General features: G+C 58.4%; 20 protein-coding genes. 17 read left to right on the forward strand and 3 right to left on the reverse strand.

Annotated elements, in window-relative coordinates:
* Positions 1 to 5: 5 nt before the first annotated feature.
* Together BLW01_RS08985 and tcdA are read right to left on the reverse strand one after the other, a co-directional pair.
* Positions 6 to 239, reverse strand: coding sequence for a DUF1653 domain-containing protein (locus tag BLW01_RS08985; RefSeq protein ID WP_092569177.1), 234 nt, complete (start codon positions 237 to 239; stop codon positions 6 to 8).
* On the reverse strand, positions 232 to 1107 hold the full coding sequence (gene tcdA, locus BLW01_RS08990; RefSeq protein ID WP_229806315.1) for a tRNA cyclic N6-threonylcarbamoyladenosine(37) synthase TcdA: 876 nt from the start codon (positions 1105 to 1107) through the stop codon (positions 232 to 234). The genes BLW01_RS08985 and tcdA overlap by 8 nt, the downstream gene beginning before the upstream one ends.
* A gap of 168 nt (positions 1108 to 1275) precedes the next feature.
* Here tcdA and BLW01_RS08995 point away from each other — a divergent pair, with 168 nt between their 5' ends.
* The 17 genes from BLW01_RS08995 to BLW01_RS09075 all read left to right on the forward strand — a co-directional run bounded on the left by BLW01_RS08995 (position 1276) and on the right by BLW01_RS09075 (position 23132).
* The gene (locus BLW01_RS08995) at positions 1276 to 2223 is read left to right on the forward strand and encodes a bile acid:sodium symporter family protein (protein WP_092569179.1); all 948 of its coding nucleotides are present in this window, start codon (positions 1276 to 1278) and stop codon (positions 2221 to 2223) included.
* 6 nt (positions 2224 to 2229) lie between these two features.
* Positions 2230 to 2976, forward strand: a complete 747-nt coding sequence (locus BLW01_RS09000) for a tRNA-uridine aminocarboxypropyltransferase (RefSeq protein ID WP_092569180.1) — start codon at positions 2230 to 2232, stop codon at positions 2974 to 2976.
* Between the two features lie 340 nt (positions 2977 to 3316).
* Positions 3317 to 3826 (forward strand): type VI secretion system contractile sheath small subunit, encoded by a 510-nt coding sequence (gene tssB / locus BLW01_RS09005; protein ID WP_092569181.1) that lies wholly within the window; start codon positions 3317 to 3319, stop codon positions 3824 to 3826.
* A 33-nt stretch (positions 3827 to 3859) separates the two neighbouring features.
* Positions 3860 to 5341: a type VI secretion system contractile sheath large subunit gene (gene tssC, locus BLW01_RS09010; RefSeq protein WP_092569182.1), complete on the forward strand. Its 1482-nt coding sequence runs from the start codon at positions 3860 to 3862 to the stop codon at positions 5339 to 5341.
* A gap of 3 nt (positions 5342 to 5344) precedes the next feature.
* Positions 5345 to 5776 carry a type VI secretion system baseplate subunit TssE gene (gene tssE, locus BLW01_RS09015; RefSeq protein WP_092569183.1) on the forward strand — a complete coding sequence of 144 codons (432 nt, stop codon included), beginning with the start codon at positions 5345 to 5347 and terminating at the stop codon, positions 5774 to 5776.
* A 7-nt stretch (positions 5777 to 5783) separates the two neighbouring features.
* On the forward strand, positions 5784 to 7544 hold the full coding sequence (gene tssF / locus BLW01_RS09020; protein ID WP_092569184.1) for a type VI secretion system baseplate subunit TssF: 1761 nt from the start codon (positions 5784 to 5786) through the stop codon (positions 7542 to 7544).
* The gene (gene tssG, locus BLW01_RS09025; RefSeq protein ID WP_092569381.1) at positions 7508 to 8527 is read left to right on the forward strand and encodes a type VI secretion system baseplate subunit TssG; all 1020 of its coding nucleotides are present in this window, start codon (positions 7508 to 7510) and stop codon (positions 8525 to 8527) included. Before tssF ends, tssG begins: the two co-directional genes overlap by 37 nt.
* A gap of 4 nt (positions 8528 to 8531) precedes the next feature.
* Positions 8532 to 9890, forward strand: coding sequence for a type VI secretion system-associated FHA domain protein TagH (tagH, locus tag BLW01_RS09030; RefSeq protein WP_092569185.1), 1359 nt, complete (start codon positions 8532 to 8534; stop codon positions 9888 to 9890).
* Positions 9887 to 10423: a type VI secretion system lipoprotein TssJ gene (gene tssJ, locus BLW01_RS09035; protein WP_092569186.1), complete on the forward strand. Its 537-nt coding sequence runs from the start codon at positions 9887 to 9889 to the stop codon at positions 10421 to 10423. The genes tagH and tssJ overlap by 4 nt, the downstream gene beginning before the upstream one ends.
* A complete protein-coding gene (tssK, locus tag BLW01_RS09040) occupies positions 10423 to 11757 on the forward strand; it encodes a type VI secretion system baseplate subunit TssK (protein WP_092569187.1) in 1335 nt (444 codons plus the stop codon). Before tssJ ends, tssK begins: the two co-directional genes overlap by 1 nt.
* 3 nt (positions 11758 to 11760) lie before the next feature.
* A complete protein-coding gene (gene icmH / locus BLW01_RS09045) occupies positions 11761 to 12576 on the forward strand; it encodes a type IVB secretion system protein IcmH/DotU (protein ID WP_092569188.1) in 816 nt (271 codons plus the stop codon).
* Positions 12577 to 12584: 8 nt separating this feature from the next.
* Positions 12585 to 15188: a type VI secretion system ATPase TssH gene (gene tssH / locus BLW01_RS09050; RefSeq protein WP_092569189.1), complete on the forward strand. Its 2604-nt coding sequence runs from the start codon at positions 12585 to 12587 to the stop codon at positions 15186 to 15188.
* A gap of 19 nt (positions 15189 to 15207) precedes the next feature.
* On the forward strand, positions 15208 to 16782 hold the full coding sequence (locus tag BLW01_RS09055) for a sigma-54 interaction domain-containing protein (RefSeq protein ID WP_092569190.1): 1575 nt from the start codon (positions 15208 to 15210) through the stop codon (positions 16780 to 16782).
* The gene (gene vasI / locus BLW01_RS09060) at positions 16779 to 17414 is read left to right on the forward strand and encodes a type VI secretion system-associated protein VasI (protein ID WP_175529801.1); all 636 of its coding nucleotides are present in this window, start codon (positions 16779 to 16781) and stop codon (positions 17412 to 17414) included. Before BLW01_RS09055 ends, vasI begins: the two co-directional genes overlap by 4 nt.
* Before the next feature lie 9 nt (positions 17415 to 17423).
* A complete protein-coding gene (gene tssA, locus BLW01_RS09065) occupies positions 17424 to 18875 on the forward strand; it encodes a type VI secretion system protein TssA (protein ID WP_092569192.1) in 1452 nt (483 codons plus the stop codon).
* Positions 18876 to 18985: 110 nt separating this feature from the next.
* Complete coding sequence (gene tssM / locus BLW01_RS09070) at positions 18986 to 22561, forward strand: type VI secretion system membrane subunit TssM (protein WP_229806316.1); 3576 nt, start codon at positions 18986 to 18988, stop codon at positions 22559 to 22561.
* The gene (locus BLW01_RS09075; RefSeq protein ID WP_092569194.1) at positions 22545 to 23132 is read left to right on the forward strand and encodes a GNAT family N-acetyltransferase; all 588 of its coding nucleotides are present in this window, start codon (positions 22545 to 22547) and stop codon (positions 23130 to 23132) included. Before tssM ends, BLW01_RS09075 begins: the two co-directional genes overlap by 17 nt.
* A gap of 50 nt (positions 23133 to 23182) precedes the next feature.
* Here BLW01_RS09075 and BLW01_RS09080 read toward each other — a convergent pair whose 3' ends face one another.
* Positions 23183 to 24424, reverse strand: coding sequence for a TraB/GumN family protein (locus tag BLW01_RS09080; protein WP_092569195.1), 1242 nt, complete (start codon positions 24422 to 24424; stop codon positions 23183 to 23185).
* Positions 24425 to 24480: the final 56 nt, after the last annotated feature.

The raw sequence follows: 24480 nt of genomic DNA on the forward strand, positions 1-24480 counted from the left end.
CGGCATTACTTGCGTGACTCTTCCGGGGCGAAGCGGGCGACCGGTTCGCCCTGCACCTCTACGGTTTCGCAGAACATGGCCAGGGGCCGTACCCATAGACCGTATTCGCCGTAAAGTGCTCGGTAGACCACTAATGGGTCTTCGGTTTCACTGTGCGTGGCGACACCAATGACCTCATAACGTCCTCCCTTGTAGTGCCGGTAGATACCTGGTGCAGGATGGGGAGTGTCGTTATCCATGTGACCTTTCCTCTGTATGGCTGGTCTCGGCCGGTGCACTGCGGCGTACGCCATGGCGTGCCAATCGTTCCATGGCCCGGGCGGCCGCGGTGAACCCGAAACTGCCGGTGACGAATGTGGCGGCTCCGACTCCCGAAGCGCAGTCGAGTCTCGTGGGTTCGCCATCACCGGGCTTCTGGCGGCAGACGTCCCCGCTGCTGTCCGGATAGATCAACTGTTCCTCGGAATAGACGCAGGCGACATCAAAGCGACGCTTGGGATTGCGTGAAAACCCATGGTCTCGACGCAGTCGGGCACGCACCTTGGCCAGTAAAGGATCTTGTTGCGTGCGGGCCAGGTCGGCAACCTTGATGCGTGTCGGATCGGTCTGACCACCGGCGGCGCCGGTGACCGTGATCGGTAATTTGCGTCGCCGGCACCAGGCGATCAATGCGGCCTTTGCAGCGACATTGTCGATAGCGTCGATGACATGATCGGCATCGATGGGGAGCCGTTCGGCGAGGTTGCCCGGGGTCAAGAATGCCAGGTCGGTCACCACCTGCATGTGTGGTGCAATGGCCCGACAGCGTTCGGCCAGGACGGCCACTTTGGGGCGACCGATAGTCCCGTCCAGGGCGTGGAGCTGGCGGTTGACATTGGATACGCACACGTCATCCAGGTCGATGAGCGTCAATTTGCCGATGCCGCTACGGGCCAGCGCTTCTGCCGCCCAGCTTCCCACGCCACCGACACCCGCCACGACCACATGGGCATGACGAAAGGTGTCCGCGGCTCGCTGACCGTACAGGCGTCGGATACCACCGAAACGATAATCGTAGTCGTCGTGATCGAGAGAGTCGTCCATAAGCGTTGCATTGTCGCCGCTCATGGCGGGAATGTCACCTATATATCGTCGTGTCCATCACCTTCGAGAATCGTATCGTCGTGGTCATGGGTGCCCGAAATGGGGGCGGTTCAGGCATAATATGCCTTCGCCGATAATGTATGCCTCCGCAGGGCATCACCGATCATAGTTGAATTCCAGCAAGGACACGCCATGCTACTCTTCGAGCGTCTCAACCGACTGTTTCCCCTGTGGGCGATTCTGTTCGCCATCATTGCCGTCATGCAGCCTGCCTGGTTTACCGGTCTGGCCGGAGAGATTCAGACGCTACTGGCTCTGATCATGTTTGCCATGGGGCTGACGTTGTCGAAGGACGATTTTCTGGGAGTCTTGCGAGCGCCGCTACCAGTAGGCGTGGGCGTGCTTCTACAGTTCGTCGTGATGCCCTTGGCGGCGTTGGGGGTCTCGGTCGCCATGGGACTGTCCACGGAGTTGACGACAGGCATGGTGCTGGTCGGTGCCACGGCTGGCGGCACGGCCTCCAATGTCATGACCTGGTTGGCCGGTGGGAGAGTGGCGCTGTCGGTCTCCATGACACTGGTATCCACACTGGCCTCGGTGGCCGCCACGCCGTTGATTGCCTGGTTACTGGTAGGACAGGTCGTCAATGTGCCTGTCTGGGGGATGCTGTTGAGTATCGCCAAACTCGTGATTGCCCCCATTGCCATCGGCGTCGTCGTCCATCATTTTCTGGCCAGTCGGATTCGTCGTGTCGAGCCGGCGTTAGCGACCCTGGCCATGGCGGCTATCGTTCTGATCATTGCCATCGTGGTCGGTCTCAATGTCGATAATCTGGCAAGCCTGGGGCCGGTGGTCGCGCTGGCCGTCATTGCCCACAATCTCATCGGGCTAGGGGGCGGTTATGGTATTTCCCGTTTATGCGGTTTTGATCGGCGTACCGCACGCACCGTGGCCATTGAAGTCGGCATGCAGAATTCCGGTCTGGCGGTCGCTCTGGCAAATCAGTTCTTTACGGCAACCGCTGCGCTTCCCGGTGCGTTGTTCTCTGTATGGCACAATGTGTCAGGCTCGTTGCTGGCCGGGTACTGGAAGCGACGTCCCGTCGATGAATCCGATGTGGAGGCTGTCGCGGCCCGTTGAATCGTCATGTCCGATGAGATGCAGCCCGGAGCGGAGAAGGGGGCGTCGATATCCCAGCCGCCACGCCGGGAATTCAAGGCGCGGGGCAGTTTCGTCGAACGCTGTACTGACTGTCGGCTTCCGCAGCTCAATTGCCTATGTTCCTATCGAACGAGTGCCGACAGCCAGGCTCGCATCTGGCTGTTGACGCATCCGCTCGAGCATTACAAGCCGACCAATACCGGTCGGCTTATCGGTGACGTGCTGGCCGAAACACGCGTTTTTACCTGGTATCGAACGTTTCCGGATGAGCAACTGCTTGCACTGCTGGATCAGCCCGGTTTTGCGCCGTTCATCATCTTTCCGGATGACCATTCGGATTACGCCGATCGTATCGTTGGCCAAGACGCTGTCGAGGATGCCAAGTCGGCGGGCTTGATTCCCGTTTTCATCATTCTGGATGGAACGTGGCGACAGGCACGGCGCATCTTCCGGCGAAGCTCCTATCTCGACCGGTTGCCGATATTGCCGCTGGAGACGCAGAAACAGACACGGTATCGCCTGCGAAAGCCGGCATCGCCATCACATCTCTGTACGGCGGAAGTCGCGGCGGAGTTACTGCGCCAGAATGGAGATGTGGATGCGGCCGATACCCTGGATGACTATTTCGATACATTCAATGCCAGTTATGCCGCCAGCCGAGCCCACCACAAGCTGGAACAGCCGACGGCAGCAATGGCACGTTTGCTGGCCAGAAAAGCAGGCCGTCGCTAGTCGTGGCGAAAGAAATCTCTTCGATGTGGGTGAGATATCTTATTTTGTTAATGTAGGAAATTGCCTACAAATAATGTAATCCTGCGTTTCCCTCGCGTAGTCATTGGTTTTGATATTCGACATAGAACCTGGGTAATTATCGCTTTTTCGGCGAAATTACTGCTCTTTTGCGGCAATGTTCCTGTTCCGGACAGTGGCTGCCATCCCGCCAAACGTGCTTGACCCCCCCCCTTTTGCTGATAACAGAAATTGCTATTCTCCCGCCGCGCTGACGTAAGTAGAGCGCTTCGTTGGCTCATACGACTCAATTCGCGTTCGCTATTCTGCAGGGGATTTAGGCATGGCAAAGGACGGCACCGTAGCGCCCAGAGAGCGCATCAATATCAAGTATGTTCCGGCGACAGGGGATCAACAGGCCGAAACGGAGCTCCCACTCAAGTTGCTGGTCGTCGGGGATTTCAAGGGAGGTGAAGAAGAAACGCCTCTTGAGGATCGCCAGGCGGTGTCTGTAGACAAGAACAATTTCCAGTCCGTGATTCGAGAGGCCGGCCTGGAGTTGCAGGCTTCTGTTCCCAACAGGCTCGATGAGGCCGACGAGGCAACGGATCTCGCCGTCGATCTGAAATTCTCTTCCCTGGACGATTTCTCACCGGACAGTGTCGCCAGGCAGGTTCCCGAATTGCGCAAACTGGTCGAGTTACGGGAGGCTTTGGTCGCGCTCAAGGGGCCGTTGGGCAATGTGCCGGCCTTTCGTGACCGCTTGCAGAAGTTGCTCGAAAACAGTGAGGAGCGTCAGCAGTTGCTGGCCGAGCTGGAAATGCTCGACAGCCGCGATGGAAACGATGCTTGATCAATTGCCTAGAACGGAATTCGAGGCCCCCTCATGACCGATACATCTCAACAGCAGCAACAGTCAGCGAACACTGAAGTCGAAGACTCCCTCCTTGATCAGGTAATGGCGCAGACGCGCATGGCGCCCGCCGATGATGGCTATGATGTGGCCAAGCATGGCGTCGCGGCGTTCATTGCGGAACTGCTGAATGACGACCAGGCCGCTCCCAGGGTGGATAAAGGGTTGGTAGATCAGATGATCGTCGAACTCGATCGGAAGATTGGCACGCAGGTCGATGAGATACTTCATGATGAATCATTTCAGCAACTGGAGTCTGCTTGGCGCGGCTTGAAGCTCTTGGTGGATCGCACCGATTTCCGGGAAAACATCAAGCTTGATGTGCTGCACGCCACGAAAACCGAGTTGCTCGAAGACTTCGAGTTTGCGCCGGAACTTGGGCAGAGCGGTCTTTTCCAGCATGTCTATGCGTCGGGGTATGGGCAGTTCGGAGGGGAGCCGGTTGCCGGCATCATCGGCCATTACGACTTCTCGCCGTCTACACCGGATATCAAGCTGCTGCAGTATACGGCATCCATCGGCGCCATGGCGCATGCGCCTTTCATCTCGTCGGTGGCGCCCAGCTTCTTTGGCATCGACAGTTTCGAGGAATTGCCCAACATCAAGGACTTCAAGGCGATTTTCGAAGGGCCCAAGTACGCCCGTTGGCGTAGTCTCCGCGAATCCGAGGATGCCCGCTATCTGGGGCTGACGGCGCCGCGGTTTTTGCTCCGGACGCCTTATGACCCCGTCGAGAATCCGGTCAAGAGCTTCAATTATCGTGAAAGCGTCAATGAGAGCCACGAAGACTATTTGTGGGGGAATACCGCCTACCTCTTGGCTGAACGTCTGACCGACAGCTTCGCCAAGTATCGCTGGTGTCCCAATATCATCGGGCCACAAAGCGGCGGAGCCGTCGAAAACCTGCCCGTGCACACCTATGAAGCCCTGGGCCAGTTACAGGCAAAGATTCCCACCGAAGTCCTGATTACGGATCGCCGCGAATACGAGATGGCGGATGAAGGGTTTATTGCCCTGACGATGCGGAAGGGGAGCGACAACGCTGCATTTTTCTCTGCCAATTCGGTGCAGAAGCCGAAGGTTTTTCCAAACACGCCGGAAGGCAAGGAAGCCGAAACCAACTTCAAACTCGGCACGCAATTGCCTTACATGTTCATCATTAATCGCCTGGCTCACTACATCAAGGTGTTGCAGCGAGAGCAGATCGGCTCCTGGAAGGAGCGTCAGGACCTGGAGCGGGAGCTCAATAACTGGATACGTCAGTACGTAGCCGACCAGGAGAATCCGCCTGCCGACGTGCGCAGCCGTCGACCCCTGCGTGCGGCTTCGATCCAGGTAGCTGACGTTGAAGGGGATCCGGGCTGGTATCAGGTATCGATGGCGGTGCGTCCGCATTTCAAGTACATGGGCGCCAATTTCGAATTATCACTGGTAGGTCGTCTCGACAAGGAATAAGAGATGCGCCATCACCGTGATGGAGTGCCTGGTGGCCGTTTGTTCGAGCGTCTGGCGACCCCGACAGCATTCAGAAACGATGGAAACCGACACGATCTGGCAGTGATGGTGGATTCCATCAAGCGGCATCTCGTCGAACTGCTCAATAGTCGTCCCGGCCATAGTGAGAGCGCACCGTCTCTGGGGCTCGTGGATTTCAACGATGCCACGATTGGCGTGCTCGATCTCGAGCGTCGTATCCAGAGGGATATCCGTGAATGTATCGAGCGCTTCGAGCCGCGTGTCGAGTACGTTCGGGTCGAAACGATGCCGCATGGGGGCGAACCCCTGGAATTGCATTTCCAGGTTCACGCCGTTCTGGACCTTGGGCAGGGACAGGCGCGTACCACTATCGACCTGTTGCTCAACAACAAGCGCTATCACTGCTTGAACTGAGGCGTGCATGTATAACCGCTATTACCGCGACGAGCTCAATTACCTGACTCGACAGGGCCGGGAATTCGCCGAGAGCAATCCAGGGCTGAGCCGGTTCCTGTCAGAGCGCAGTAATGATCCGGATGTGGAGCGGTTACTGGAGGGGTTCGCCTTCCTGACCGGTCGCATGCGTGAAAAGGTCGAGGATGAATTCCCGGAATTGACCCATTCGCTGGTTGCCATGTTGTGGCCCAACTATCTGCGTCCCGTGCCCAGCATGACTATCGTTCAGTTCAGTCCGAAGTGGCATGCACTCAGTAGTGCGCAACGGGTCATTCGAGGCACATCGTTGGCCAGTGAACCCGTTGACGGGTGTGTTTGCCATTTTCGTACCTGCCATGACGTCACGCTTTATCCGCTGGCGCATGCCGGGATAGCCACCGAGCACTCCCGTGACAATTCCGTGGTGGAACTCGGGCTCGATGTGGCCAGTGAGCAACCCCTCGATACGCTCGGGATCGATAACCTGCGATTATATCTCGGCGGCGATACTTATACGTCACGGACGCTCTATCTGTGGCTGAGCCACTATCTGGACCGCATTGAACTCGATGTCGATGACCAGACGCGACCACTACCCCTGGATTGTCTCCGGCCGGTAGGTTTCGAGCGCCACCATGCCTTGCTGCCCTATCCACGCAATGCCTATCAGGGATACCGGATCCTGCAGGAATACCTTTGCTTTCCGGCCGCGTTCCACTTTTTCGATCTCACGGCATTGGGTGAGCATCTGCCAGCGATATCGGCCGAGCGGATGACGATTCGTTTCGTGTTTTCCCGTACCCTGCCGACCGATGCCCGGGTGCACAATGAGCACTTGGCGCTATATTGCACACCAGCCATCAATCTGTTCGAACATGATGCCGACCCGATCGACGTGAATGGGGAACGTAGTGAGTACCGTATCCACCCCAGTAGCCGACATCCGGAACATTTCGAAGTGTTCAGCGTGGATAGCGTTCAGGGTTGGCTCGAGAACGATGGCGGTACATCCAGAACGTCCCGATCCTATGTCCCCTTCGAGAGTTTTCAGCATCAGATCGAGCGCGACAGAAACCAGCGTTCGCTGTATTACCGGGTACGAGCGCGTGAGAGCCTGCGCGGTGACGGCTTCGATCATGATATCGCTTTCGTCAGGAGCGATGAGCGTGACTGTCTGGGGGTTAACGAGACCGTATCGCTGCATTTGACCTGCAGCAACCGTGAAATGCCGGAACGTCTCAGTGTCGGTGACATCCACGTGGCTACCGAAGCGAGTCCCGCTTATGCCGACTTCCGCAACATCACCCGTCCGACCTCGACCTTGCGGCCAACCCTGGATGGCAGCCTGTTGTGGACGTTGATATCCAATCTGTCACTTAACTACCTGTCATTGCTAGAAAAGGACGCATTGCGTTCTGTGCTTCGTGCCTATGACTTCCGTGCCCAGGTGGATCGACAGGCCGAACGGGTGTCGCAACGACGCCTGGATGGCATTACAGCCATTGAGACCCAGCCCATTGATCGACTGAAGCAAGGAATGCCGGTCAGAGGGTTGCGATCTGTCCTGACGCTGGATCAGGAGGCGTTTGGGGATGAAGGAAGTCTTTACCTCTTTGGTGCGGTGCTGGCGAGGTTTTTCTCACTCTATGCCAGCATCAATTCGTTTCACGAGCTACATGTCATTAACCGCCAGAATCTTGAGCGCTACTCATGGACCTTGCAGTCGGGCCAGCAGCCCCTGATGTAGCGCTCGCTCCCCTGCTGCAAGGGGCAAAGCGCTACGATTTTCATCAGTTGGTGGAGTTGCTTCACCGTCATCACGATGACGATCTCGAACATCATGCCGGAAGCCATGGCATCGATGGACGAGTCCGATTCCGGGCATCGGCATCGCTGGGCTTCCCCGGCAGTGATGTGGTGTCACTGAAACCTCATCCTGCCGGACGTTATGCGCTGGAGGTCAGTTTCCTGGGGCTGCATGGCTCACAGTCTCCGTTACCTGGCCATTACCTGGAGCATCTGGCACACGAGGCAGCGCACCAGGAAGGTGTCAGTGAGGAGTTTCTCAATTTCTTCAACCATCGCTTGTTGGCGTTGGTGCATCAGTCATGGCGCAAGTATCGCCACTATGTGCGTTATCGCGATGGCGCCAGCGATGGCTTCTCCGCGGCGGTCTTTGCCCTGGTCGGATTGGCCGATCAGGAGCTGCGGGGGGAGACCCCTATCAACTGGAGCAAGATGCTGGCTTATGCCGGTTTACTGGCCGGCCGGTCACGGTCACCGGAAATCGTCGCAGGCATCGTTGGTCATTGCTTCGATCTCGCAGAAGTTCATGTCGAGCAGTGGGTTGCGCGCTGGGTGGAGGTTCCCGAGGACCAGAGAAGCCGCTGCGGACAGACGGCCATGCAGCTAGGCAACGATGTCGTCGTGGGTGACCGAGTGGCCGATATCAGCGGCAAGTTTGCATTGTGTCTGCAGGGCTTGAGTCTGTCCCGTTTCCGGGACTTCCTGCCCGACGGCTGTGATCACGCGCCGCTCAGGACACTGATCGAATTCGTGTTACGTGAGCCTCTCGCCTATGACCTGGAACTGGAGTTGTTGCCGAGTGAGGTGCGTCCACTGTGCCTTGGTGAACATGCCAGCAGCCAACTCGGTTGGACGACATTCATTGACCCCCGCTCTGGTGACGCATCGCAACGTCGCCGGGTTCGCATTCAAATGACGGAATAAAGACATGACACAGCAGGAAGTGCCGTCAGCAGTCACGCTGGTAGTGATCAATGGAGAGTGTCTTGAAGGGCGCTCCACGAGTAGTCATGTCTTCTCCGAAGACGGTGGCCGCTTAGGGAGCGGACAGGCGGATGACTGGCTGTTGCAGGATCCGGAAGGAAAAGTGCAGACGAGGCACGCGGAAATCCTGCTTATCGATGGTCGGTTCTGCCTCATCGACCGGAGTGGTCGGACATTCATCAACCATGCCACCTTACCGATCGGTCGTGACCGCCGTGTCGCGCTCCGGGAAGGAGACGAACTGGCCGTGGGCGACTATCGACTGCGTGTGCATCTCGGTGATCGCCATTCGTGGGAAACAGGGACGCGACCATTGAATTCTCTGGTCAGTGGGGAGACGGAGTTGCTCGAGGCCGATAGTCGCTTGTTGGCCCATGCGCCCAAGTGGACAGAACAGGACCCTATGACGGCATTACATGAGACCTCTCCAGGGGGCGGTGAATACGATCCGTTGAAGGCGTTGTCAGCTGTCGATGAAGAGGACAGGACGGCTTCGCCATCTCTGCTCGATGATGTCGAGCGGCCCCGAAAAACGACATTTGGCACCGATGCGACCGGTCGTGGTGCCACAGCCATGCATATGCCTGCGATTCAACGATACGAGGGAGACAAGGCCATGGATGAACAGCAGCTGGATGATCTGGAACGATCGGTAGGTGAGCAACTGGAGGATCGCTGGCAGGAGCCGACAATGACGTCTTCCCCGGGTCATGTGGGAGCCGAATCATTGCAGCGTGCCATGGGTGCCGAACTCGCATTTCGGGACAGCGCTGAACAGGAGGCGTTCATTGGTGAAGCGGGTCGCACTCTGCGAGCGGCCATTGAGGGATTGCAGGCGCTCCATCGTTTTCAGGACGAGAGTCGTTATCCGCTGCGTGACCGTAGACTGCAACCGATCGAGGACAACCCCCTGCGTCTGGACCAGACATACCAGGACACTGTCGAGACCCTGTTTTCGTCTCGGCGTAGCCCGGTTCACCTGTCCGGACCCGCAGCAGTCACCGAGTGTCTCGAACAACAGCGCCAGCATCAGGATGCTGTCGAAGCGGCGATCAGTGAAGGACTTCGTGCCATTCTGGCAGCGTTCTCTCCCGATGCGCTGCTCAAGCGTTTCCATGCCTATCGTGGGTCGCGAGAAGGAGAAGGCATGCATGACGCACAGGGGTGGGCCTGGGATATGTACCGTCACTATTACCAGGAGTTGAGTTCGGGCCGTCAGCAAGGGTTCGAGAAACTGTTCTGGGAAGTCTTCGAACAAGCCTACGATCAGTCAGTGAGGCAGCAACAACAGGAGGGCGCATGATGCGGGCCGTCATACGCATCATCAGTTTACTGATGGTGATCGTGACACTCTCCGGTTGTGCCTCGACGTTCGAGGCGGCCAACAAGACGGCGAAGATCATCAACGATCCCTCGATACCGGTAGGCCCTCCGGAAGATCGGCCTTCGCGTGTCGACCTGAGCATGCTGGCCGAGCCCGACGTCAATCCCAATCAGGATGGGGAGGGAGCACCGTTGATGTTCCAGGTCCTGCAACTCAAGGACGACTCCATGCTGATGGCAGCCGATCAGGCGCAATTGCGCGACGATCTGGAAGAGGCTCTGGGCACTAACTACCTGTCGCATGACGATTTCACGCTACTGCCTGGACAGTTCAAGTTCTACGAGGCGTTCGAGGTCGAGAAGGACACCCGCTATATCGGTTTGATCGCTTTTTATGGAACGCCGGATGACGCCGAGTGGAAGAAGGTCGTCAAGGTCGATGATCGGGGGCGCGATTATCATTTGCTGACCCACTTTCGCGCACATGAAGCCGAGTTGAGGAAGGAAAACTGATGGCCAGTCGCAATCGAGTGGTCTGGAGCGAAGGACTGTTCATCAAGCCCCAGCATTTCCAACAGCAGGTCCGGTATGTCGAGGGATTGCTCGATACCCGGCTACGCGGTATCGGCCAGTATCTTTATGGTTTTCTCTCGCTGGAACTGAACCAGGAGTTCTTGAGCTTTGGACGCGTAGCACTCACACGGGCTAGCGGTGTCATGCCGGATGGCACGCCATTCAATCTGCCGGAAGATGATATCGATCCGACACCTCTGGAAATCGAGGATGCCGGTATCACCAATCAGGTGGTGTATTTGGGGATACCGTTGTCGACGGACGCCGTGAGCGAGGTCAGCAATCCGGACGAGGCATTGCCGGGACGTTATCGACGCACCTCACGAAGCGTTCGTGATTTGCACTCCCGCAACGGCGACATCGTGGATCTGGAACTCGCACCGGTGACACCCCGGCTGATGCTGGAACAGCAGGACCGTAGCTCCTATGCCTGCCTGGCCGTGACACGTATTGTCGAACGGCGGCCCGATGGCAGTCTGGTTCTCGATGAGGGGTTCATACCGACCCTGCTCAATGTCCAGGCAGCGCCGGTGCTTTTACGTTTCGTCGGCGAAATGGCCGGTCTGATGCGTGAACGTGCGAAAAATATCGCGCAACGCTTGTCGACACCGCAGCAAACCGGTGTCGCCGATGTCTCCGATTTCATGCTCCTGCAGATGTTGAATCGCACCCAGCCCCGTTTTCAGCATCTGGCCCGGTTGGGACAGCTGCATCCCGAACGTCTCTACGACGCCATGCTGGAAGCGGCCAGCGAACTCGTGACGTTCACTGATGAGTCGCGCATGCCACCAGAATATCCGATATACGATCACGATCATCCGGAGGGGGCCTTCCGTCCCTTGATGCAGAGTCTCCGTCAAGCGTTGTCGACGGTGCTAGAGCCCCGAGCAATGGCAATTCAACTCCAATCACGCCGGTATGGTCTGCTGGTCGCGCCGTTGTCGGATCCCGAGTTGCTGGATAGTGCCGAGTTCATTCTTGCCGTGCGTGCCGATATGCCACACGAGCGACTACGCAAGCAGTTCCTGCAACAGACCAAGATAGCCAGTGTCGAGCGCATTCGCGATCTCATCAGCCTGCAACTCCCCGGTGTCCCCCTGGAACCCTTACCGGTGGCACCGCGTGAACTGCCTTATCACGCCGGGTACAGCTATTTCCAGCTGGATCGGCAGAGTCAGGCATGGCGAATGCTTGAAGGAGCCAGCGGTTTCGCCTTCCACGTGGCAGGCGAATTTCCCGGATTGGAAATGCAGTTCTGGGCAATCAGGAGTTGATCCATGGATGACCTTTCCATCACATCATCCGGCGCCATGCGCCATGAAGACCGTATCGACGATCAAGGGGTCAACCAACTGATCCATAGTCATGCCGATCAACTGGATGCCGATGAACACTACTGGTTCCGGTTGCGGGGACATAACCTCAACCCACTCGTGGATGCTGCCAGTTCGTTGCTCGGCATGGTGGTACGGATCCGTCAACTCGACAGTCTCGATGATATCGATCGGCTGTATCGTCAAGTGGTCGATGAAATTTCTTCCATCGACATCGAGTTGACCGAGCAAGGCTATGATCGTCCGACCCTGTTGGCTTACCGCTATGTGTTGTGCTCCTTCATCGACGAAGCAGTGATGGGCACCCCATGGGGGCAGCAAAGCCGATGGTCGGAGCATTCCTTGCTGACACGGTTCCATAGCGAGACCTGGGGAGGGGAAAAGGTCTTCTCGATTCTCGCTCGTTTACAGCAGGAACCACGACGTTACCGTGACATGCTGGCGTTTATTTATTTGTGTCTTTGTCTGGGCTTTGAAGGTCGCTATCGGGTCATGCCGCAAGGACGTGAAGAGTATGAACAGGTGGTACGAACACTCGGCGATCAGTTAGCGGCCATGGAAGAGCCGGTGGATGAGGCGTTGACGCGTCCGTTGGACAACGTGATGCGACGCCAGCGGCGCCAAGGACGAGGCATGCCGATATGGGGTGTGTTTCTGGTCTTCGGTGTCGCCCTGGTCGGTATCTATGCCGGATTCGCATGGTCATTGGAACAACAAGCGAGTGAGGTGAGTGCCTTGCTCGATCAGCTGTTCGATTAGGAGAGAACATGCTCAGGGTAGAGCTGTCGGCCCTTGTCGGTCGACTCAATCATGTAGCCCGGGAGGGCTTGGAGCAGGCAGCGGTGCTCTGTGCCGAACGGCAGGGCCCCGAAGTGACGTGCAGCCATCTGATGCTGGCATTGCTGGATCAGCCATTATGCGATCTGCGTTGTCTGCTCGGTACGCTGGCGATCGATGATCATGATTGGCGGGCCATCCTTACTGAGGAGTGCCGACCCGCCAGGGAGCCAGCGGTTACGACTCCCAGCTTTTCTCCCTTGCTGGTCGAACTCCTGCAGGATGCCTGGCTGCTCGCCAGTGCCGAGTACGGTCATCGGGAATTGCGCACGGGGGTGATCTTTACCGCACTGCTCCACAATGCGTCGCGTTATCTGAGTGACCGAAGCGCCACTCTATTGGCCGAGGTCAACCGCGAGAATCTGCGTCGCCATCTCGATGCCATGACCGCCGATTCCGCAGAGACGCCATCCCTCAAGGAAACGGACAATACCACCGTTGCGCTTCCTGATGATGACAGTGCCTTGGGCCGCTTCACGGTATCGCTGACCGAACAGGCCAGACAAGGAACGCTCGATCCGGTCTTGTGCCGTGATGCCGAGATCGACCAGATGCTCGATATCCTGGGGCGCCGGCGCAAGAACAACCCCATTGTCGTCGGTGATGCCGGGGTCGGGAAAAGCGCTGTCGTCGAGGGATTGGCAGCGAGGATCGTGGCCGGCGAGGTGCCGGAGTCACTGGCTGATGTCGAGCTGTTGTCTCTGGACTTGGGGGGGCTGCAGGCCGGGGCCGCTGTCAAGGGAGAATTCGAGAAGCGTCTTAAAGGGGTGGTCGATGAAGTCAAGGCGTCGCCCCGTCCCATCATGCTTTTCATCGATGAAGCCCATACCTTGATCGGGGCCGGAAATCAGGAAGGAGGCAGCGACGCCGCGAACCTTCTCAAACCGGCGCTGGCCAGGGGGGAACTACGAACCGTGGCGGCGACGACATGGCGAGAATACAAGCGATATATCGAGAAGGATCCGGCCTTGTCGCGTCGTTTTCAACCGGTGGCGCTGGATGAACCGAATATCGAACAGGCACTGGTGATCCTGCGCGGGCTGCGTGATACCTACGAGCATGATCATGGTGTCTTGATCGGCGATAGCGGGCTTCGGGCCGCAGCGGAATTGTCAGCGCGCTATCTGTCAGGGCGGCAGTTGCCCGACAAGGCGATCGATGTGCTGGATACGGCTTGTGCTCGCCTGTCCCAGACGCTTCAGGTGCCGCCGCGACAGCTCAGCCATCTATACAGTGAGCGACAGGCTCTGCGTCGTGAACGCGAGCAGCTGGAACGTGAAATGCTGCTGGGACGGAATCGTGATACCGATCGGGAGGATGCGGTGGCACGGCGCCTGACGGCGCTGGATGCCGAGGCGACGACACTCGAAGAGGCCTGGCAGGCACAGCATGATTGCGTCAGTGCCATTCTCAGCCTGCATGCGCAATTGCTCGAGAGTGACGACGACGCGTCCCGGTCCTCGATTTATGCCGCCTTGGCCGATCATGAGGCGCGACTCGACGAGTGGCAACAAACGCATGCGCTGGTCAATGCCAGTGTCGAAGAGGCGCAGATCGCTCAGGTAATCGGTGACTGGACCGGTATTCCCGTTGAACGCATGACAGGAGACCAGCTGGCCAGACTGACGGAATTACCCGCACACCTGCGTCAAGAGGTCAAAGGGCAGGATGGGGCGATCGAACGTCTCCATCGCCATCTCCTGACAGCTCGAGCCGACCTTCGGCGCAGTGGTCGCCCCTTGGGGGCCTTCCTGCTGGTCGGTCCGAGTGGCGTCGGTAAAACCGAGACGGTATTGCAGATCGCCGATCAACTCTACGGCAGTCGCCAACTGCTCACCACAATCAACATGTCCGAATATCAGGAGAAACATACGGTGTCTCGCCTGATCGGTTCCCCGCCGGGCTATGTCGGTTTCGGTGAAGGAGGATTGCTGACCGAGGCAATCCGACAACGGCCTTACTCGGTCGTGCTGCTTGACGAGGTTGAGAAAGCACATCCCGATGTACTCAACCTCTTCTATCAGGCCTTCGACAAGGGGGAGTTGGCTGATGGTGAAGGCCGTACGGTGGATTGCCGGAACGTCGTTTTCTTTCTGACCTCGAATCTCGGTTACGAGACAGTGGTTGCCCATGCCGACGACCGTCAGGCACTGGATGAGGCGCTTCATCCGGTATTGGCCGACTTCTTCAAACCCGCGTTGCTGGCCCGCATGGAAGTCATGCCCTATCTGCCGCTCGATGAGCGGACGCTGCATGACATTGTCGAGGCCAAATTGCAGTCATTGGTCAAGCGTATTCAGTCTCGCCATCCCTCAGCAGAGGTGACATTGGGAGAGGGGCTGACCGAGGCGATCTGTACACGGGCTACGCGTAACGAAAACGGTGCGCGCATGCTCGAATCGATCATCGATGGCGAGCTTCTGCCGCCTCTGTCCAGACGGCTGCTGGAGCAGATGGTACAACGCGAACCGGTCCAGCGTGTCGTGCTGCAAGTCAGAGCCGAGGACGGTGAATTCATGGCGGAGGTCGACTGACGTCATGGAAGTCGGGGGAATGGATTCTCGGCAGGCAAACAGGCATGAGTCCCAGCAGTGGCGCCTGAACGGGATGCATCAGGCGCTTTCGCTGGTGGAGTGTGAAACGCCTCGCGAGCTGCGACTATGCTGTTGCGATATCCTGCGTCGGGACTGGGGGTTCGAGTGGGTCCAGTGCCTCTATATCGATGGTGATGGGCGCTGGCTGGCGATCGATGACGCCGATGCGCGTCTGGATTGTGACGATTTTCGTCATCCCTTTGCACACGCCATCCGTCAGGAAACCGGGATGACGCTGGCATTGGGCGAGGCGCGGTCGCGTCTCGATCATCCTGATTTTCAACGTGACGTGGCCGAACTGCCGGTACATTGGCGATTGAGAATCTTGCCTTTGCGTGCCAGGGATGAGCACCGCGAGTGGTTGGGGGTGCTGGCGATCGCCGGCAATGCGGTATTCTTGGACGAAAGACTCGACAGCCCTGATTTTCATGCGTTCGAAACGCTCGTCTGCCGGTTATGGGCAGCCCTGTCTCGCCGATGCGGTGAGCGCTCGCAGCGTGTTCATCTTCAGAACTCCCTGGCGCAGCTGAATACGCGTGATCGGCGCCGGTCGATGTGCGAGCAGATGGCCGTCGATATCCTCGGACAGTCCGATGCGATCCAGCGGCTTCGCCATCAAGTCGTGCGTGCCGCGGAAACCAATCTGGCGGTATTGTTACAGGGAGAGACCGGGACAGGGAAGGATCGTGTGGCGCGTGCCATTCACCGTTTTTCAGCGCGTGGAAACGGGCCTTTCATGGCGATCAACTGTGCGGCGATCCCCGAGACATTGCTCGAATCCGAGTTGTTCGGCCACATCCGTGGCGCCTTTTCCGGTGCCGACGAATCTCGTGAAGGACTGATCGCCCAGGCGGATGGTGGCACGTTGTTTCTCGATGAGATCGGGGATATGCCCCTGGCTCTGCAAGCCAAGTTGCTCCGCGTGTTGGAGAGTGGGCGCTATCGACCGTTGGGTGCCGGTGAGGAACGTCGTGCCGATATGCGATTGATTGCTGCGACGCATCAGCCCTTACGGGAGCGCATACAGGACAAGCGTTTCCGAGCGGACCTTTTCTATCGACTCGGGCAATTTCCGGTGACTCTGCCGCCTCTGCGTGAGCGACGCGGAGATATTCCCGAACTGGCCAATGCATTTGTGCGGGATTTTTGCCACCGCGAGGGGCGAGAGGAACTGACCATAACATCGGCGGCTTTGCGTCAACTCCGTGATCGTGACTATCCGGGTAATGTCCGTGAACTCAAGAACCTGATCGATTATGCCTGCGCCATGTCACCCCCGGGTGAGGATATCGGACCCATGGCGCTACCGGGAGAGGGCGTATCGTCAGAGTCCCCCCTCGACGCAGTGACGGCGGAAACGGATACAGCATCCGTCCGGGATTTACGGCGAGCCGTTCGTGAATATGAAGCCAGCGTGATCCGACAACGCCTGTTGTACTACGACGGTAATCGCACCCTGGCTGCTGCGAGTCTTGGTGTGCCCAAGCGGACGCTGGCACATAAATGCCAACAGATGGAACTGGATGCCAAATGACTGCCATTTTTCTGAGGTGGATACTCCCTTTGCTGATCCTGGTGGCAGTGAGTCATATCGCATTGGCGAATGACACCGATCGACTGGAACAGGCCAATGCCTGTGCAGAGATGGACTCTCGACTGGATCGACTCAAATGTTACGACGGAATATTCAAGACCTCGACGCCACAAGCCGCAGCATCGCGCTCCTCGCTATGGCATGCCGTCGAGCCCCTGGAGGAGGCGCGGTCCTCCGATGACTTCGGCTTCCTCGTTCGTGAAAACGACGACGAGGTGTTCATGAGCGTGCCCGCGAAAGGCACCTCTCCGCCCAGGCCGTTACTGGTGCTGAGTTGTCAGGACACGATCACCCGCTTCCAGCTATTGATGCGTGAGCCCATCGACGGAGCGCGAAAGTCGCTGGGACTGGATACTGGACAGCAGCAGATCGAGCAGACCTGGCAGGTGCGTGACGATGGGCATGTCCTCAGTGGCGGTCGCGGCTTGCCGGCGATCGATACATTGCGGGGACTGCTCGATATCGATCGCCTGACACTCAATAGCCAAATGCCGTTGTTGGATGGATTGCGCTTCGATTTCTCGGGGTTGCGTGAAGCCATCAAACCATTGCGTGAAGCGTGCCACTGGTGAGGGAAAAGCATGCGGATAACCACGGAGACACAGCTTTCTCCGATACTGGAATCATTATCCTTCGGCAGCGATGGCATCGGCCATGCTCTGGACGACCATGAGGAGTATGCCTGGCTGGATCAGGAAATGCTCAAGGTCGGGTCGCTCCAGCATGGCACGATTGACTGGCAGGGGGCCGAAAACTGTGCCGCGACCCTGCTTGCAGAGCAGGGCAAACATCTCAAGGTCCTGGGGCACTTGCTGCATTGCTTGCAACGGGAGGGCGATGGTATGCGCTTTGCCCTCTCTCTACGCTTGTTAAGCGGTGTGCTCGAACGCTGGTGGCATCTGGCGTATCCCTTTGCCGGGCCACGCGGTGCGAAAGGCCGAGCCCGTTTGTTTCAGCAGCTCACCCAGCGTGCCTCGGTCCTGGCTCAACATATCGATTTCACCGCTGCCGGTGATGAGTACAAGGCGTGTTGTGATGCTGTCGATGCGTTGGTCGATCAGGCGGATGGCAATGGCCTGCCGGTATCATCACTGCATGAATTGCGACGTTTATTGGCAACGGCCGAACCTCGCGACATGGAGGTCACGCAAGACACGTCCCCATCGTCTCCGCCCCGGCAGGGGGCGGCGTCATCCACCCATACACCTGCCGCGGCTGCCGCCGACATGTCGAAGCTGGCGCTCGAATCGGGTAACGACCGAGCCAATCGACAGACCCTATTGAAGCTTGCGGATCATCTCAATGAGCAGGCTCAGGGCGAGCCCCTGGGGTATCGGCTCCGCCGCTATGCGATCTGGCATGGTATCCACGCCCCGCCGCCGTCTCGTGATGGCGGGGCGACCGAATTGATGCCCCCTTCCGCTGATCGTGTTGCCGACTACCGTGATGCTGTCGCCAGTGGCATTACACCCGAGGGAGGTGGCTACCAATGGTGGCAGCGTATCGAGCACAGTCTGGCTGTAAGTCCTTACTGGTTGGAGGGGCATCGGCTCAGTGCCGAGGTCGCCATTATGTTGGGTCACGAACGTTGTGCCGAGAGCATACGAGATGAACTGCACCGTTTTGTGCGTCGCCTTGAAGGTATCGATGCCTTGATGTTCAACGATGGCACTCCCTTCATGGACGAGGCGACGCGTCAGTGGCTGGCGTCGTCCCCTGATGAACGCATGCAGAGTGTCAGCCATGCGGGTGGCGATCCATGGCAGGAGGCTTTCGAGGAAGCTCGTCGACGCATGAATAACGACGGATTGGCGATGGGGCTGGCCGTGCTCGAGGAGGGGCTGGATGGGGCGCGATCGCCCCGCGACGATGCCTATTGGCGGCTGGCCAGTGCCGACTTGCTACATGAGGCGGGTCTTCACGCATTGGCAAAACGGCACTATCAAGCGCTTTACCAGACGTTGAGCGACATCGACCTTTCCCGGTGGGAGCCGGGCCTGCTGTCACGACTCGAGATGTCGCTCAAGGGATGAAGGAATTTTTGCATAACGACCCATAGGGACAAGGGAACAGGCGCATGTGGAGACAGTTGAAGTCAGGACTTGGACGTTGGATCCCCGGAGCATCCAGCGCGCAACGCGATATGAATCAGGCCAAAGGAATGACCAATCGCGCCAAGGGGTGGCGACGTTGGGGGATGTTGCTGGGTGGTCTGCTCGTCATCGTCGCTGTCGTGGCCGTCTGGTGGTGGGGACCGACATGGGAAGTGGCGGGCGTTCGGCCGTTGGCACCATGGTCTCACCGGCTGCTGGTCACCCTGACGCTGGTGGCTGTAGTCGCGGTGACTTGGGGAATGAGGCTGGCGCGCCATCTGCGCGACCTAAAGGCTGAGCAACAGCACGCTGAGCAACTGCAACAGGATCCTTCCCAGGCCGAGGTCGAGCAACAGGAAGCCAATCTCGATGCCATGCTGAATGAGCTGGAGGCCAATCTGGGCGGAGGGCCCAGAGCGCGTTATCGGCTTCCCTGGTATCTGGTCATGGGGGTCGAGAATGCCGGGAAAACCAGTCTGATCAACCGGTCAGGACAGAATTTCGCGCTGACCCGCGTCATGAAAGCGTCGGGCCGTGGGCAGCGTGGCCGACTGGGATTCGACTGGTGGATCGGCGACAAGGCGGTCTTGATCGATCCGGATGGGGAGTTATTGACCCAGGGGGCCCTGGAAAACGGCTCGGTCGTCGAAACACAACGACGGTTATGGGAAAACTTCGTGGACTGGCTGGGGCGTCACCGTCCACGCCGACCGCTGGATGGCGTCGTGCTGGTATTGGATCTGGCGCGTTTGAGCGATGCCCAGGTCGCCGTGCGCAAAGCGTATGCTTCCCTGTTACGGGCAAGACTGCGTGAGTTGATGGAGCAACACGGGGCCCGGCTGCCGGTTTACATTACGTTCAGCAAGATGGACCTGCTGCACGGATTCGATGAATTCTTCCGCCACTATTCGCGCACTGCCCGGCGTACCCCGATGGGCTTCACATTCAGTCCGGCCTCGATCGACGAGCCCGCCGCCTGGGAACAGGAGTTCTTGGCCGGCTATGATGCCATGCTGGAACGTTTGAACCGCAGTTTGCCGGCCCTGCTTGCCGAATGCCGCGACCATCATGAACGTGAAGCGGTGTTCCGGTTCACACGACAGTTGGCCGGGCTGCGTGAGGTCATGGCCGAGTTCCTGAGTGAAGCGCTTTCCAGTGATCGCTTTTCGACAGCGGCCATGGTGCGGGGGGCCTATTTCACTTCGGTCTATCAGCAAGGTGTGCCTGAAGATCCTTTCGTCGATGCCGCATCCCGGCGCTATGGCATGTCCGGCAGCGTCCACGCAGCGCATCGCGCAGCCCGCAGTGCGCTCTATTTCACCGAAGAGCTGTTCGACAAGGTCATCTATCCCGAGGCGGGACTGGCTGAAAACAATGCGCGAGTGCTTCAACGTCGACGCCGTCTTCGACGCGCCAGTGTCCTGGCATGCCTATTCGTCGGCGCGGCGGTCGTAGGAGGCTGGAGTCACTACTATCAAAAGAATTCACAGGCCTTGGCCGCGGTTCGCGAAGACGCCGAGTCACTGGATGTGCTGGCTGTCGATGAGCTGTCGCGTGATGATCCCACCGGTGCCGGTTTACTGGAACCGTTGGATCGCCTGCGTCAGGCGATGCAGACATTCGGAGATTCGCATGATCATGTGTCCTGGCTGAAGGACATGGGGCTGTATCAAGGCGCTGGTGTCGGTCGTCAGATCGACGATGCCTATATGGCCATGCTGGAGCACCAGTTCTTGCCGGCAGTGATGATCGGCATCATGGATGATATGAATCGTGCCGAGTCGGGGAGTAACGAAAAGCTCGCATTGTTACGCCTGCTACGCATGATCTCGGATGCCAGCGGGCGGCAATCGGAACGTGTTCACGACGTCATGGCCAATCGTTGGCAGCAAGCGTTTCCCCAGCGCGGTGACACACAGCGCCGGCTTTTGAAACACCTCGATTACGCCATGGCGCATACGAATCTGGTGGGCCATGCGGCTGCCGGAGACCAGCGTGCCGAGCTGGCCATGGCCCCCTTCCAGGGCAGTATCACGTCCGCCCAGGAGGAGTTGGGGCGTCAGCCCATGGCGGAACGTGTCTATACCACGCTCAAGGAGAGAAGCGATCGCCGTAGTGGAGCCATTCTCGACTTGAGTTATGAAGTTGGACCCGTATTCACCGCGGTTTTCCAGTCCGACGAGAAATCGGCACTTCGTATTCCGAGTCTACTGACCCAGGCCGGTTTCGAGAGAGTGTTTCTCCAGCAGCTCGATCAGGCCGTCGACTTGGCATTGATCGACCTTTGGGTATTGGGCAACCGGGAAGATATCGATTTCAGTGAAACCGATAAGGATCGTCTGACCTCTGCGCTGAGAGAGCGTTATGCCAGTGACTATCATGCCACTTGGCGCCAGGCGCTGGCGTCGATCGAGCTTGATGACATGAATAGTCTGTCCCGAACGGTTGAGCTGATGGACACCTTGCTGGGAGCGAGCCGGCCGATGGACCGACTGGTCGATGAAGTCGCGCAACAGACAAGACTTTATCCGGACTTGCCAGAGGACGATGAAGCGGCTCGTCGGGCCTTGGAACGTTCGCCTCGCTACCAATTGGCTCGAGAGGTGGAGAAACCCTTCCGCGCCCTGAATGCGCTACCGGAAGACGATGACGACAGGTCGTCCCTGGAGGACATCAAGTCCGCCATGGCGGACTTGCGCGATTATCTCGAGGCGATACAGGAAGACAATGACACCGGCAGGGCGGCTTTTGTCGCGGCACGCGACAGGTTGGCATTGCAGGGCGGAGCACCGATCGATGATCTGGAACGCCTCGCTGACGACATGCCGGCCCCGGTTGACCGTTTACTGGGTCAGCTTGCCGATCGTAGCTGGCAACTGTTGATGAAGCGGGCCATCAGCCATCTCGAAACTCAGTGGATCGACGATGTCGTGGTGCCTTATGAGGAGACTCTGGCGGGCCGATATCCGCTGGTCGCGTCCTCGGATCGGGATGTCGCGCTGGAGGACTTCGAGACATTCTTTGCACAGGACGGAGTGCTCGATGGGTTTTACCAGGACCAATTGCAGCCTTTTGTTGAGGCCGCACCGGAAGAACTCCGGGACGACGATGGTGAGTCGTTGCTCGACGATGACGTTTTCGTCGCGATTGAGCAGGCGGAACGCATTCGAGAGGCCTATTTCGATCGTGATGGTGCGTTGGATGTCGAATTCCGGCTTGAACCTGTCAATCTGAGTTCCGACAAGCGTCGCAGCGTGATCAGCGTCGACGGCCAGTTGATCGAGTACACTCATGGCACCCGACGCAGTGTTTCCATGGTATGGCCCAATGGGGTGCGGGGAGCCAACGAGAGTCGACTCACGTTGGTTCCCAGTGAAGTCAACCGTTCGCCGCGCAGTGTACGTCGCGATGGTGCCTGGGCTTGGTTCCGGTTGATGGATGAGGCGGAGATCGTCGGTGCCAGCGAGCGCGAGCTCGACCTGCGCTTCAATGTGGATGGTGGCAGCATGCGCTACCGATTACGGGCTGATGGCTCCAGAAACCCCTTCACTCGGCAACTCGTCGGCGATTTTCATCTGCCCACCGCATTGTATGCTGAAGGAGACAGCGATGCTGACGACGCTTAAACAGTGGTTCTCATCGGTATCAGGAGACCGGCCGGAAGCGAGTATGGAAGGGCAGGAGGCCATATCCCCTTCGCTGGTCTCTCCCGACCCGGAAGATATCGAGCGCTTTCTGGAGGCGGCGGAACGTGCCGAAAGGCACGGCCACTCACCGTGGGTCATGAATGACAGTCACCGGATCGATACCTTACGGCGGGCCCTGGAGTTCACCCTGCATCGAGGCGTGTGGCTACAGCCTGATGGTGAACGCGTGGCGTATTGGCAGGGACAACTGCTGCGGTTGCGGCACGGTCAAGGACCCACACTGGGGATGGCGTTGGTCTGTCGGCCCGATGAGGAATCTGCATGGCAGTTGCGGTTTTTCTTCATCGAGCCGGAGTGGCAGGGGCATGGTCACGGTGCGCGGCTATTGCAGGCCCTGCGAGGCACTCTGGAAGGCGCCCCGTTACAGGTTCGCCTGCCGCTATCCTGTCATGCCGCCGTTCGTAGTCTCGAGCAAGCGGGATTCGACCGCATGCACGTCGATGCCGGCGAGGTGGTGCGCTTCGAGGCATCGGCGATATGGCGACGGTGAATCATCGGCAACCGCCGCCGCATACCTCTATCACGATATCGCTCGTTGCATCAGCCGCCAAATAGTGCACCGGCAATACGGAATCCAGCGACCCAGGTACCGGCAGCGGAACCCAGGGTCGCCATCAGGAACACTAACAACGTGCGCGATACACGATTGCGCCACCACCCCTTCGGAGACGTCACATCGTGCCGCAATACGGCAAAGTCGTGCACTTTGGGTTTGCGCATGAAGAGTTCCACGCCGGCAGCGACGAAGCCGGCACCAATGGTCGGGTTCAACGAGGTGAGTGGTGCGGCGAAAAAGGTGGCAATGATCGTGACCGGGTGAGCTAACGCGATGGCCGTCCCCAGTGCCGATAACACACCATTGATCAAGAACCAGTCACCGACGAGTTGCCACCCCAATTCCGTGTTGCGCGAGAAGCCTATGCCGAAGCCGGCCAGTACCAGGCCGGTGATCAGCCAGGGTGCCAGTTTCCACAAGCGTGAGCGAGGTGGGGTACGCTCCAGAGCTTCCCGTTCGCTGGAAGGATCGCCGGGACGTTGACCGGACAGGTATTCACCCAGCCCCTTCATATGGCCGGCACCTATGACCACAAGAACCTCTCGATAACGTGCGGGAGGGTTCTCCTCGGCAATGCGCAGGGACATGTAGTGGTCCCGCTCGCGGATCAGTGGCGTGTAGAGCGACTCGGATTGCTCGGCGAACTCATTGAAGGTGGATTCCAGAACATCCCCTTCCTTGAGTTTTTCGATATCCTCGGAAGAGATTTTCTGACGCGACATGACACTGCCGAGCAGCCCGGATATCAGGGAAAAGCGTTGCCACCAGGGAACATTACTGTACACGCGCTTGAGCGTGGTACCGACATCGCGGTCGATCAGCAGCAAGGGAAGGTCTGCTGCCTTCGATTCCTCGACAGCAGTACGCATTTCGGCGCCAGGTTGAATGCCGGACTGCTCGGCCACCCGCTGTTGGAACGCCCCCAGTGCCAGGCTGGCGGCGACCATGCCAGCCTTCCCGCGCCGCAGGATCTCGAAGAGGTCCATGTTGGCCATGGCATCCGGATCAATGAGGCTCTGGTAGCGTGATGGGCATAATTCGATAGCGACAGCATCGTAGCGTCCGCTACGGATCTGTTGGCGCACGTCATCAGCGCTTTCTGCCGACACGTGGGCCGTACCCAGTAAGGTGTATCGGGTTCCATCCTGTTCGACCACCCGGCACGGGCCTGAGGTCGTGGCCCGGTCGTCGGTTTCCGGCGTGGTGATATCCTGAGGATCGCTCATTGCAGGCTCGCTGATCACTGGTGAACGCATGATTATCCACGATGGTGCCAAACAGT

It is taken from the genome of Aidingimonas halophila (assembly GCF_900106955.1).
In the GTDB taxonomy this organism is placed as follows: Bacteria; Pseudomonadota; Gammaproteobacteria; order Pseudomonadales; family Halomonadaceae; genus Aidingimonas; species Aidingimonas halophila.

Excerpts from the sequence above, each read along its gene's own strand:
- BLW01_RS08985 (WP_092569177.1), bottom strand. The coding sequence starts at position 239 with ATGGATAACGACACTCCCCATCCTGCACCAGGTATCTACCGGCACTAC.
- tcdA (WP_229806315.1), bottom strand. The coding sequence starts at position 1,107 with ATGAGCGGCGACAATGCAACGCTTATGGACGACTCTCTCGATCACGAC.
- BLW01_RS08995 (WP_092569179.1), top strand. The coding sequence starts at position 1,276 with ATGCTACTCTTCGAGCGTCTCAACCGACTGTTTCCCCTGTGGGCGATT.
- BLW01_RS09000 (WP_092569180.1), top strand. The coding sequence starts at position 2,230 with ATGTCCGATGAGATGCAGCCCGGAGCGGAGAAGGGGGCGTCGATATCC.
- tssB (WP_092569181.1), top strand. The coding sequence starts at position 3,317 with ATGGCAAAGGACGGCACCGTAGCGCCCAGAGAGCGCATCAATATCAAG.
- tssC (WP_092569182.1), top strand. The coding sequence starts at position 3,860 with ATGACCGATACATCTCAACAGCAGCAACAGTCAGCGAACACTGAAGTC.
- tssE (WP_092569183.1), top strand. The coding sequence starts at position 5,345 with ATGCGCCATCACCGTGATGGAGTGCCTGGTGGCCGTTTGTTCGAGCGT.
- tssF (WP_092569184.1), top strand. The coding sequence starts at position 5,784 with ATGTATAACCGCTATTACCGCGACGAGCTCAATTACCTGACTCGACAG.
- tssG (WP_092569381.1), top strand. The coding sequence starts at position 7,508 with ATGGACCTTGCAGTCGGGCCAGCAGCCCCTGATGTAGCGCTCGCTCCC.
- tagH (WP_092569185.1), top strand. The coding sequence starts at position 8,532 with ATGACACAGCAGGAAGTGCCGTCAGCAGTCACGCTGGTAGTGATCAAT.
- tssJ (WP_092569186.1), top strand. The coding sequence starts at position 9,887 with ATGATGCGGGCCGTCATACGCATCATCAGTTTACTGATGGTGATCGTG.
- tssK (WP_092569187.1), top strand. The coding sequence starts at position 10,423 with ATGGCCAGTCGCAATCGAGTGGTCTGGAGCGAAGGACTGTTCATCAAG.
- icmH (WP_092569188.1), top strand. The coding sequence starts at position 11,761 with ATGGATGACCTTTCCATCACATCATCCGGCGCCATGCGCCATGAAGAC.
- tssH (WP_092569189.1), top strand. The coding sequence starts at position 12,585 with ATGCTCAGGGTAGAGCTGTCGGCCCTTGTCGGTCGACTCAATCATGTA.
- BLW01_RS09055 (WP_092569190.1), top strand. The coding sequence starts at position 15,208 with ATGGATTCTCGGCAGGCAAACAGGCATGAGTCCCAGCAGTGGCGCCTG.
- vasI (WP_175529801.1), top strand. The coding sequence starts at position 16,779 with ATGACTGCCATTTTTCTGAGGTGGATACTCCCTTTGCTGATCCTGGTG.
- tssA (WP_092569192.1), top strand. The coding sequence starts at position 17,424 with ATGCGGATAACCACGGAGACACAGCTTTCTCCGATACTGGAATCATTA.
- tssM (WP_229806316.1), top strand. The coding sequence starts at position 18,986 with ATGAATCAGGCCAAAGGAATGACCAATCGCGCCAAGGGGTGGCGACGT.
- BLW01_RS09075 (WP_092569194.1), top strand. The coding sequence starts at position 22,545 with ATGCTGACGACGCTTAAACAGTGGTTCTCATCGGTATCAGGAGACCGG.
- BLW01_RS09080 (WP_092569195.1), bottom strand. The coding sequence starts at position 24,424 with ATGAGCGATCCTCAGGATATCACCACGCCGGAAACCGACGACCGGGCC.